General features: G+C 68.3%; 12 protein-coding genes and 1 pseudogene. 6 read left to right on the forward strand and 7 right to left on the reverse strand.

Annotation, left to right across the window (positions count from 1 at the left end; genetic code table 11):
- Window positions 1-24: 24 nt before the first annotated feature.
- Complete coding sequence (locus tag ACIQZN_RS33010) at window positions 25-1,077, reverse strand: alpha/beta fold hydrolase (protein ID WP_404001985.1); 1,053 nt, start codon at window positions 1,075-1,077, stop codon at window positions 25-27.
- A 416-nt stretch (window positions 1,078-1,493) separates the two neighbouring features.
- Between ACIQZN_RS33010 and ACIQZN_RS33015 the strand changes: the two genes are divergently transcribed.
- Window positions 1,494-1,685 carry a hypothetical protein gene (locus ACIQZN_RS33015; RefSeq protein WP_404001987.1) on the forward strand — a complete coding sequence of 64 codons (192 nt, stop codon included), beginning with the start codon at window positions 1,494-1,496 and terminating at the stop codon, window positions 1,683-1,685.
- A gap of 173 nt (window positions 1,686-1,858) precedes the next feature.
- Complete coding sequence (locus tag ACIQZN_RS33020) at window positions 1,859-2,230, forward strand: nuclear transport factor 2 family protein (protein ID WP_404001990.1); 372 nt, start codon at window positions 1,859-1,861, stop codon at window positions 2,228-2,230.
- 146 nt (window positions 2,231-2,376) lie between these two features.
- Here the strand turns inward: ACIQZN_RS33020 and ACIQZN_RS33025 are convergent, their stop codons facing one another.
- Window positions 2,377-2,883: a hypothetical protein gene (locus ACIQZN_RS33025; protein WP_404001992.1), complete on the reverse strand. Its 507-nt coding sequence runs from the start codon at window positions 2,881-2,883 to the stop codon at window positions 2,377-2,379.
- Window positions 2,884-3,020: 137 nt separating this feature from the next.
- Between ACIQZN_RS33025 and ACIQZN_RS33030 the strand changes: the two genes are divergently transcribed.
- Window positions 3,021-3,236 (forward strand): hypothetical protein, encoded by a 216-nt coding sequence (locus ACIQZN_RS33030; RefSeq protein ID WP_404001995.1) that lies wholly within the window; start codon window positions 3,021-3,023, stop codon window positions 3,234-3,236.
- Here ACIQZN_RS33030 and ACIQZN_RS33035 read toward each other — a convergent pair.
- Complete coding sequence (locus ACIQZN_RS33035) at window positions 3,191-3,754, reverse strand: CGNR zinc finger domain-containing protein (protein WP_404001997.1); 564 nt, start codon at window positions 3,752-3,754, stop codon at window positions 3,191-3,193. The two genes, ACIQZN_RS33030 and ACIQZN_RS33035, sit on opposite strands and share 46 nt — an antisense overlap.
- 253 nt (window positions 3,755-4,007) lie before the next feature.
- Here ACIQZN_RS33035 and ACIQZN_RS33040 point away from each other — a divergent pair, with 253 nt between their 5' ends.
- The 3 genes from ACIQZN_RS33040 to ACIQZN_RS33050 all read left to right on the forward strand — a co-directional run bounded on the left by ACIQZN_RS33040 (window position 4,008) and on the right by ACIQZN_RS33050 (window position 7,067).
- Window positions 4,008-5,612: a tannase/feruloyl esterase family alpha/beta hydrolase gene (locus ACIQZN_RS33040; protein WP_404001999.1), complete on the forward strand. Its 1,605-nt coding sequence runs from the start codon at window positions 4,008-4,010 to the stop codon at window positions 5,610-5,612.
- A 177-nt stretch (window positions 5,613-5,789) separates the two neighbouring features.
- On the forward strand, window positions 5,790-6,110 hold the full coding sequence (locus ACIQZN_RS33045) for a hypothetical protein (RefSeq protein ID WP_404002002.1): 321 nt from the start codon (window positions 5,790-5,792) through the stop codon (window positions 6,108-6,110).
- Between the two features lie 141 nt (window positions 6,111-6,251).
- Entirely contained in the window at window positions 6,252-7,067 is an 816-nt protein-coding gene (locus ACIQZN_RS33050; protein ID WP_404002005.1) for an SAM-dependent methyltransferase, read from the forward strand.
- Window positions 7,068-7,087: 20 nt separating this feature from the next.
- Here the strand turns inward: ACIQZN_RS33050 and ACIQZN_RS33055 are convergent, their stop codons facing one another.
- From ACIQZN_RS33055 to ACIQZN_RS33070, 4 genes and pseudogenes are all read right to left on the reverse strand, one after another.
- The gene (locus ACIQZN_RS33055; RefSeq protein ID WP_404002008.1) at window positions 7,088-7,402 is read right to left on the reverse strand and encodes a DUF6924 domain-containing protein; all 315 of its coding nucleotides are present in this window, start codon (window positions 7,400-7,402) and stop codon (window positions 7,088-7,090) included.
- A gap of 31 nt (window positions 7,403-7,433) precedes the next feature.
- Window positions 7,434-9,008 (reverse strand): hypothetical protein, encoded by a 1,575-nt coding sequence (locus ACIQZN_RS33060; protein ID WP_404002011.1) that lies wholly within the window; start codon window positions 9,006-9,008, stop codon window positions 7,434-7,436.
- Window positions 9,009-10,058: 1,050 nt separating this feature from the next.
- On the reverse strand, window positions 10,059-10,316 hold the full coding sequence (locus tag ACIQZN_RS33065) for a hypothetical protein (RefSeq protein ID WP_404002014.1): 258 nt from the start codon (window positions 10,314-10,316) through the stop codon (window positions 10,059-10,061).
- 32 nt (window positions 10,317-10,348) lie between these two features.
- Window positions 10,349-10,534, reverse strand: a pseudogene (locus ACIQZN_RS33070) (ISL3 family transposase); the annotation flags it as partial.

The following is a 10,534-nucleotide window of genomic DNA, read 5'->3' on the forward strand; positions in this document are numbered from 1 at the left end:
GGCCGGGCGGCCCGCGCCTAGGGCTCAGAGGTGGCCGGCGTCGACCACGGCCTGGGCGAAGGCGGTGGGCGCCTCTTGCGGCAGGTTGTGGCCGATGTCCGCGATCGTGCGGTGCGCGTAGGGGCCGGTGAAGTGGTACCGGTAGAGCGAACCGTCGCCGGGCGGCGGGGTGAAGGGGTCGAGCGCGGCGTCCAGGGTGACGGTGGGCACGTGGATGGCGGGCTGGGCGGCGAGCAGCTTCTCGTGGCGCGCGTACCGGTGGTCCGTGTCGACCAGGCCGATGCGCCAGCGGTAGTTGAAGAGCACGATGGCCGCGTAGTCCGGGTTCTTGAACGCCTCCGCCGTGCGGTGGTAAGTGGCGTCGTCGAAGTCCCAATTGGGGGACACCAGGGTCCACACGTAGCGGCACAGCGCGAGGCGGCTGTCTTCGGCCTCCATGGCCGCCTTGCCGCGCGGGGTGGCGAAGTACCACTGGTACCACCAGGTGCGCTCGACGGCCGGATCGGCGGGTGCGGCCTGCATCTTGCGGTCGGTGATGAGGTAGCCGCTGGTGGAGACCATGGAGGTGACCCGCTCCGGCCACAGGGCGGCGATGATGTCGGCGGTGCGTGAGCCCCAGTCGAAGCCGGCCAGCGCGGCCTTCTCGATCTTCAAGGCGTCCATCAGGGCGATGACGTCCAGCGCGATGGCGGACTGCTCGGCCGTACGCGGAGTGCGGTCGGACAGGAAGGTGGTGCTGCCGTGTCCGCGCAGGTACGGAACGATGACGCGGTAGCCCAGGTCGGCGAGGAGCGGGGCGACGTCGACGTAGCTGTGGATGTCGTACGGCCAGCCGTGCAGCAGGATGACCACCGGGCCGTGGGCGGGACCGGCCTCGGCATAGCCGACGTTCAGAACACCCGCCTTGACCTGCTTGATCTCGCCGAAGGACGTGTGGGTGCCCGGGGTGATGGCCGGGACGGCGGGCACCCGCGGGCCGGTGGAGGCGAACGCGTCGGACCCCAGGCCCGACAGTGAGACCGCGGTCGCGCCGGTGCCCAGGCCGACGGCCTTGCTGAAAGTGCGCCTGTTGATCATGTCAAACCTTCCGTCATACGTTCACGTGTTCATACGTGTCCGGTTCGTGCTGACCGCGGTGCCGCTCACACCTGCTGCCGCTCACACCTGCCGTACCGAATGGCCGGGCGGCGGGGCCATGGTGACCCTCGCACAGAACTGCGTCACCTGTCCAGCAGGTGACGCCATGCGCGCGGCGGGGCCGCTGAGTCGACGGCCGACAGGCGGACGCCGCGGTGAGCGCTGCCCGCCTGTGTGAAGGAGACGTTCTCAATGGCAACGGCGAAGACGGGCGGCCGGGGCGCACGGCCTACGGAGTCGCCCACCAGCAAGTGCGTCACCGGTTTGACAGGTGACGCAAGGCGGTGCATGCTGGCAGTAGCCGTCCGGGGCGGCGAACAGGACACGATCCACGACCGAAGAAGTGGGGCAGAGCCATGAACAAGGAACCTGCCATGGACGCCGACGCGGCGGTGAGGCACATGCGCTTCGGCAAGCTCCCCGAGCGGATCCGCAGCGAGGACATGACGGCGGAGGTGGAAGCCACGCCGGGTACCGGGGGAGACACCTACACCCCCGAGAACTCGTGGAAGTTCTACTCGTGCGTCGCCCTCGACCTGGGCCTGTAGCAGCACCGTTCGGTCCCTTGACCCCGCGCGGCCGGCAGCCGCGCGGGCCACAGCCGGCCCCGGCACACTCCGGAAGACATCACCCCCGCTCCCGCGCGAGCGCGGCGAGGGCGCGCTGAAGTCCTGACCCGCGCCCAGGCGCGCGAGCACCACCCCGCCCCACGAAGGTCACCATGGAGAAGATCGTGCCCACGCCCTCCCACCCGCGCGGCGGCTCCCTGCCGAGTCACCGGATCATCGAGAACCTGATCGCCCGGTACGCCGAACTCGTCGACGACGGCGACTTCGCCGGCCTCGGCGCTCTGCTGGCCGACGCCACGTTCCACGGCAGCGGCGAGCCGGTCAGCGGCAGCGCCGCGATCGAGGAGATGTTCCGGAGCACCGTGATCGTCCACACCGACGGCACGCCGCGGACGCAGCACGTCACCACCAACATCCGCGTCGAGGTGGACGAAGAGGCGGGCACGGCGGTAGCGCGCTCGTACGTCACCGTCCTGCAGGCGCTCGCCGACCTGCCGCTGCAACCCGTCGCCGCCGGCCGGTAGCGCGGAGAGTCAGGAAGGCGAACCCCTCAACACATCACCGGCTCAAACGGTGACAATCTGTTCCTTCTGAACGCGGGCCGGACCGCCACGGAAGTCGATGGGCCGGCCCGGCCCATCGAGGCCAGCACGGAGCGATCACCCGCCGGTCAGGCGTCCGCCTCCGACGGGCTGAGGGTGTACAGCACGGAACGCTGCTGCTTGTGGCGCTGGACCCGCCCCTTGGCCACCAGCGACTCCAACGTGTTCCGCACCACCTGCGGCGTCGGGCTGCGGTCGGGATGCTTCTCCAGAAGCTCGTCGCGGAGTTCCTTGGCCAGGCGCGGCTCGTCGTGACCGCCCAACAGCTCCAGCAACATGTCACCCAGCAGAGGCTGGCGCGGCTTCCCCTTCGCGCCACCCCGGCCACCCGCCGGAGACCGCTCCGCCTTCGCGGCCACGGGCTCGTCCTGCGACTGCTCGGCCAGCCGGGACGGGTCCCCGAACCCGTCGTACCGCTGGGCGAGGCTCAGGATGTCCGTCAGGAGGGCCTCCTCCCGCTGCAACATCGTCAACTCGTCCGTCAGTTCTCGCTGGCGGCGGCGGTTGTCCTCCAGGTCCGACGCAGCTTGATCCAGCAAGCGCGACCGGAGGGGGGCGGTCGAGTGGCTGGTCACAACCGTTTCACTCCCTCATATGGATGTTGCTGCGCATAGTACCCACGGGCGGACCCCGTGCAGATAAGTGTCGACGCCAGATGTGCGCCGTGCATGTTCAATCCACGCGGACGGAAGCCGCCGGTACGCTCACACGTGTGCCGGGAGCAGGTCCGGGCAGGCGGAACATCGACCGCCTGCTCGGTACGGAGGACTCCGTCCGAGGCCGGCTCTTCACCGTCACCCGGGACCTGGTCATCGACGTGATCCGGGACCGGGGGCCGGGGCCGAGGCCCGGCGGGGCGGCCCGTCATCCCGTCGGCGGCCGTCAGCTCGCGGCGTCCGCCGCCGCGGTCTTCTTGCGGGCCCGGTAGGCGGCGGCCTTGTACTTGTTGCCGCAGGACTCCATGCCGCACCACTGCCGTCGCATGCCCCGGGACCGGTCGATGTAGACGCGCGTGCACTCGGGGTTACCGCACTCCTTCAGCAGGGGCACGTCCGGGCCGTTGAGCAGCTCGACCGTTTGCCGGGCGACGGTGGCCAGGGCCTGGGCGGGCGTCGCCTCGGTGTGCCGGCCCAACGGGGTGAGCTGGGGCGTCACGGGAAGCCTGCGCGCAGCGGCGTTGAGCACGGCGAGTGCCTCGCGGTCGTACTCCTCGCCGAGGCGGCGGTCGGTGATCAGCCGGTAGGCGGCCTCGCGCACGGTGACCGCCGCCCGGACGTCGTCCTCGGTGCCGGGGGTGACCGTGTCCACGAGCCCGGACTCCAGATACCAGGCGTTGAGCCGGTCCGGAGTCACGAACATCTCGAAGCGCGTCGACCGCCGGGCCCGGAGGGTGGCCGCGAAGTCCAGCGCCGGGTTCCCGCAGACGAAGACATGGTCAAGATTCACGTCACCATTCTGACAGGTGACCGCGCCGAGGTGCAAGAACTCGCACCAGGGCCTGGCCGGCGCCCCCTCCCGCCCCCATGTCGCCGTTGACAGCCGGTGAGCCGCATGCCACGATCGTCACCAGTTAAACCAGTGACGAATTAGGCCGATAGTGCACACACGTGTCGACCCTGTCGTCGTACGGTCCGCACACCTCACCGGGCAACGCCTCAGGCAAGGCCCCCGTACGCCCCTACTTCCTGGACGGACACCCATGAAACGACGACTTCTGACCGCGCTCGCGGCCGGTGTGCCCCTGGCCGCGGCGGTCTGCCTGCCCACCGCATCCGCCGAAGGCCGGACGCCCGCACCGGCCACGGCGCTCAACTGCGCCCAGGCGCCGGTCGATGCGCCGGCCGGCACCGAGGTGGAGTCCGTGACGGCGGTCCGCGACGCGGGCGGAACCATCAAGGGCACCGGCTTCCTCGGCGGCGAGGCGAAGGACGTCCCCGCCTTCTGCAAGGTGACCGTCGCCCTCACCCACCCGGGCGAGGGCGACCACGTAACGATCTCCAACTGGCTCCCGGAGAAGGGCTGGAACGGCCGCTTCCGGGCACTGGGCGGCAGCGCCTACCTCGCCGGGGACAACGGCGTCGGCATGGGCAACGCCGTCAGGAGCGGCTACGCGGCGACCACCACGGACGCCGGTGTCGGCGACGTCCTCGACGTCAGCTGGGCGCTGAAGAGCGACGGCACGGTCAACACCACATCGCTGAAGAACTTCTCCTACCGCTCCCAGCACGAGGCGGCCGTGGTCGGCAAGCAGGTCGTCGCCTCGGTCTACGCCGAGCGCGCCGCGTACTCCTACTTCACCGGCTGCTCCACCGGCGGCCGCCAGGGTTACGCGGAGGCGCAGCGCCACCCCGACGACTACGACGGCATCCTCGCCGACGCGCCCGCGATCAACTGGGACGAGTTCGAGGTCGCCACCCTCTGGCCACAGGTCGTCATGAACAACGAGAAGACCTACCCCACCGGCTGTGAGCTGGACGCCTTCACCAACGCCGCCGTCAAGGCGTGCGACAAGCTCGACGGTGCCGAGGACGGCCTCGTCAACGACCCGTCCCGATGCGACTTCGACCCGCGCCGCCTGATCGGAACCAAGGTCGTGTGCGACGGCAAGGAGCTGACCATCACCGCCGCCGACGCGTCCGTCGTCCGCAGGATCTGGGACGGCCCGCGCACCACCACCGGCAAGAAGCTGTGGTCCGGCGTCCCGGTCACGGCCGACCTCAAGGGCCTGGCGGGCACCACGCCCACCCCGGACGGCACCGCCGTGGGCGCTCCCTTCCAGGTCCCGCAGTTCTGGGTCACCAACTGGCTGAAGAAGGACCCGTCCTACGACGTCACCAAGATCACCTACAACGAGTTCACCAGGCTGTTCAAGCAGTCCCAGGCCGAGTACGACAAGCTCATCGGCACCGACGACCCGGACCTGTCCGGTTTCCGCAGGTCCGGCGGCAAGCTGCTGACCTGGCACGGGCAGGACGACCAGTTCATCCCGGCCCGGGGCACGGTCGAGTACCGCGAGCGGGTCGAGCGGGCACTGGGCGGCTCCACAGCGGTCGACACCTTCTACCGCGTCTTCCTCGCCCCGGGCACCAGCCACTGCGGTCTCGACGGCCAGGACGGTTCGGCCGACGGCCTTGCCGCGCTGACCGCCTGGGTCGAGCACGGCAAGGCCCCCAAGACGCTCCCCGCCACCTTGATCACCGCCGAGGGCAAGCCGGTCGAGCGCAACCTGTGCCGCTACCCCGAGGTGCCCCGCCACCAGGGCCACGCCACCGGCTTCCGGTGCACCGCCCCGTCACGGCACTGAGCGACCCGGTAGCGGCAATTCCACCAACCCGCCATGTACCGGCATCACCCGATTGGCACGTTCCTTTCGGTGGCGGCAGTCGTTGGGGAGTCTGGAATCCCGTAAACGATCACGATCGAACAACGCACCGCCGCCCCCGTGGGAGCCGGCGGCCGGCGTGGCTACAGGAGGTATGGAATGCGCTCTCTGCTGGCGAGCTTCTTCGCCACGATGGACGAGCTGCACGTCGACTTCCGCAGACGCCTGGAGGACATCGAACGGGAGCCATGGCGGCCCGCCCCGGCGCCGAGCGCCGGCACCGAACAAGCGCACACGTCGCACTCGGACAAGTTCGAGGAGATCCGGTACCCGCTCGGACTGCGACCGCTCTGGACCGACGAGCACCCGGAGGAGAAAGTGCTCCCCGGCCCGGTCGCTCCGCTCTTCGACGAACCACCCCACGCAGAAACGATCGTCCGCGTGATGAAGAGGCAGGCAGGAACGATTCGCCGCGCCTAGAAGCTCATCGCAACCGTTCTGTTCACCACGGCATCAATGACCCGGGAGCAGGGGTGGGCTCGCACTACCCAGTATGTTCAAATGGCTCTGGTCAGAGCGTTGTTGTGTGAACCGGACGCGTCATCGCGCGAAGGAGATCGTGTGTCCCTCAACGGGTCGTTCGAACAGGGAAAGCCGCACCCGGCGCGGGTCTACGACAGCCTCCTCGGCGGCAAGGACAACTACCCGGTGGACCAAGCCGTCGCGGAGGGCATCGCCCAGCGCTGGCCGGAGATCCAGCGCAGCGCGCAGCAGAACCGGGCGTGGATGGCCCGCGCCGTACGGCACATGGTGAAAGAGGGGGGTGTCACACAGTTCCTGGACATCGGCACCGGCATCCCCACCCGCCCCAACCTGCACGAGATCGCTCAAGGCATGGTGCCCTCGGCCCGGATCGTCTACGTGGACAACGACCCCGTGGTGCTGCGGCACGCCGAGGCGCTGCTCACCCCGATATCACCGGAGGGCCGCTCGACCTACCTGCAAGCGGACCTCCGTGACCCGCGCGCGGTACTGGAATCGCCTGAGGTGACCGGGACACTCGACATGACACGACCGGTGGGCCTGGTCCTGGCCGCGATCCTGCACTTCCTCGACGACGACGAGGACCCGGCGGGCGTCCTGCGGGTTCTCGTGGACGCTCTCCCGGCCGGCTCGTACGTCGCGTTGTCCCACGCCTGCGGTGACGCAGATCCCGTCAGGGCAGCGGAGGCATCGGCCTTCTACCGTCAGAACAAGGTCTCCAAGCCCGTGGTGCTGCGCACACAGAAGCAGATCGAGGAATTCTTCACGGGACTGGAACTGCTGGAGCCGGGCGTAGTGACCGTCGACCGCTGGCACCCGGACGCATCGGTGTCCGAGGGACCTGACGACATGGGGTTCCGCGGCGGCCTGGGCCTCAAGCACGGAACTGCCTGAGGGGCCGCCCGCCGTACCGGTCAGATGGGCCGCAGCACCTGATCAGGCTCTGCGGAAGCGGCCCCGGCGTACGCGGCGAAGTCCCCGTTGCCGAGCGCCAGGTCCAGCTGGACGCCGTGCACCGCGGCGGGCAGGGCTCGAAACTCCCGGGGCTCCGGCGACTCCATGAGTTCCTGGTCATAGACGGGGTCTAGGCCACTCACGTCTTCCCAGCCGGCCGACACAGCCAGCAACGCCCGCACCGGCGACGTCATCGTGCCGCGATCGGCGAGGAAGACGACCACCAGGTCCTCATCCACCACGGCGGCAAGAAGCGAGGCGTACGTGGCGAACACGGTGCCTTGTCCAACGGCCTTACCCAGAAGCTTACTTCCGTGTGATGAGCAGGGCCCCCGGCCCGTTCTCGAAATTACCTGCGTCCAGGCGTCCGGTATCCCGGAACGCCTGGGTGCGCAGTTGGAAACGGGCGGGGTCGTGCGGTTGTGGGACATACATCCGCCACGGCAGCCCGGCGTCGTCGCCGGACGGTACCGCGAGGTTGAGTACGGCCTCGCCTGGTTGCGGCATCGGCCGATTTCCGTCTGGGGCGGTGAACCGGGCCAGCCGGAGCATCGCTGGGCCGGTGTACTCCGCCTTCCGAGGGACCGTACGGGCGTCGGCCTCCCCTTGAGCTTCAGGGAGTCGCGAGAGCACGTAGCACAGGGCCTTTCCGTGCAGCATTTCCCGGAACCGCCGATGCACCTCCGTACTGCACCGGCCGATCCACTCGTCGATCAGACGCTCGAACGCCGCGTCCCGGCCCCACGGTGTGCGCAGCGCGCCGGCGGCGATGATGGCTTTTCCCGCCCCGTCGAAGGCGTCACACACGGCATGCGGACTGATGTCACCGACGCTCGTAGGGTGCCCCACGCACCGCACATGCAGCATCGCGTCCCGCAGCACCTCGGCCGCGATCCGGGAGGGCCCGCGCAGCCATCCCTGCGGCTGCCGGCTCTCGCTGGGTCCGGGCACGCCGGGACCCGCGGCCTCAGCCTGTGCCTGCGCGCGACGTCCCTCCGGGGACAGATGCCACAACCAGTCTTCTACCCATACCTGCACACCGTCGCCCCGCAGCACCCCACTCGTCCCAAGGCGGACCGTCACCAAGCCCGGGGCAGTACGCAGCTCAACGCCCGACGTATCCGCGGAGTCGAACACGACCTCGGTCAACCGTTCGACATCGACGAACACCTTCACCCGGTGACCTGCCGCCGCGCTGTTGTCGACCGGGTAGGCCCTCGGCACCGCCAGTTCCAGTGAGGCCGTTAGGTGTCGCTCCCCCCGTACTTCGACCCGCAGCCGCTGCACCTCAGCATGCGGCAACAGGTAGTCGCGGGCCAGTTCCCCGGCGCTGTCCGCGGTGAGCCGCAACATGCCCGGCCGCACCCGGCCCTCGTGGTCGCGGGTCGGTCCCTCTGGCTCGGTTACCGGAGGTACGAGCCGCTCGCCGTCCGAGCCCAGCAGCCCCATCATCCACTCCCGCCGTGATGGCCCCAACTCGGACATCCAGCGCAGCCCCGTCCGCGCCCGGCGCTCACGTCCCCATGTTGTTCCCGCTCGTACTGCCCGGAAGAGCGGGAAGGTGTTGTTGTCCCACACATCCGCAGCCCGGTGTACCGCCAGCCGGTCGAAGGTCCGAGCGTCCCGCGACGCCTCACGAATCAACGACAACGAGCTGTCCAGCAACACCCCATACGCCTCAATGGCATCCCCGACCATGCATGCAGTCTTCCAGCCGCCCGCGACGAGTACCAGCAACACCGGACGCTCAGCAGCACCCGGGCTGTAGAGGTGGGCGAGGATCCGCATTACCGTCCATAAAGGCCCCCAGTGCGTGACCTGCCCAACGGCGTCTTGTCGGCTGAGTGCGCCGGAGCTGTCGGTCTCCTGCCAGTCGATCATTCCCCGGCGGGCGGCTTGAGAACCCCACCTCCGGAGCGATAGAGCTGGGATGTTCCGAGCCCATCGCTTATCTCTACTGACAAATGAAGCACGCGGGTACTGCTGGATTTCATTCGGCACGCTGTACTCGTGGCTGGCCCTCCTGCTCAGCCAACTCGCCGGGTGGGCTGCCGGGAGGAGGAGTGGGTGCTGGGGCCGGCAGGGGGAACATGACCTTGATGAGGGAGGCGACTATGAGACAGAGCCCTGATTCCTACAGCCCACCGGAGTGGACCAGGCCAGGCCGGCGATGGGCTCAGTTTGTCTACTGGCCGATGCTGGTCATCAGCGTGGGGTTATTTGTATGGAGGGTGAGTGATGGGGCCGGTACTGGTCAGGTCGTGGTGGCTGGGGCGCATGTCCTTGTGTGGGTTTGCCTTCTGATAGCCAATCGATCCTCACGCCATCGGGAACCCGCGGGCGACCGGAGCCATCCTTCGCGTTGAGAGCCGGATCGGAGCGAAGTGAACCCTGAGAGCGGTCAGGACGCGGCAGCCCGTTATGGCATGGGTAGCGGTGTTCGTGTCCCGCGCTCCTTCTTGGGAAGGAGTGTGCTCTCTGTCTGCGCCTGTTTGGATTGCGGTTGGAGGGGTGGCGTGTGCTGGGCATTTTGCTGGATTTTGTTGTCGGTGGTGCGTTGGGCTGGGGTGTTGAGAGGCGTAAGGCCAGGAAGAAGGCTCGGGGTTTTGCGGAGGGGGCGGAGGTGGGTTTCGTTGCCTGTGTGCTGGGTGATCGTTCGTACTGCCGGGCTGAGGCGTTGGTTCACCTCTGGGCTGTGGGTTCCAGGCTTCATGTCACTCCGACGGAGTTCAGGGATCTTCATCGCAGTCCGCTTCCGGTGGCGCAGTGGGAGCTGGTTCGGGTCCGGTCGAGGAATCGTACGGATTCGAGGTTGGTTCAGTACGGCTGGCAGGTGGCCGAGTGCCGCGACGGTGACGTTGTAGTGCTGGTCGGGTGCTCACCGGATTCGATGCGGTACCTGACAGCTGTTGTGAACGCCGAGGGCACCAGCTAGAGAGATGGCTCGGATTCCTCTCGTGACAGGTGCGTCTGGCACAAGGCGAGGAACCCGGTCATGTCGGGGGTCAGCTTTTTCTCGAAGGCTTGTCCTGAGCCAGGTGCGAAGTGCGTCTCTGTGGGGACGTTTTCGTAGGGCGGCAGGCCTCGCCGCCTGAGTTCGGCATCGAGTTCCGAAGCAACTTCGCCCCATCCGTCTTTCTCGTCACCGAACCATTCCTCCGCGCCGACGCTCACCAGGTAGACACCCATGTGGGGAAGCTATCGCGCGCATCTGACATCGATCAGTGAGCCAGCAGGACTCGCTTGCGGAGCAGTGCGAAACCGGCCCGGCCGAACATCTGGCGCTTGAGCATCTTGATCCGGTTGACGTGGCCTTCAACGATGCCGGAGTTCCAGGGGAGGGTGAGTCCGGCGATAGCCGTGTCGAGGTCTCGATGGATGCCGGCCGTGAGAGTGTGGAGGCAACC

This window comes from Streptomyces sp. NPDC097595 (genome assembly GCF_044761525.1).
Taxonomy (GTDB): Bacteria; Actinomycetota; Actinomycetes; order Streptomycetales; family Streptomycetaceae; genus Streptomyces; species Streptomyces drozdowiczii_A.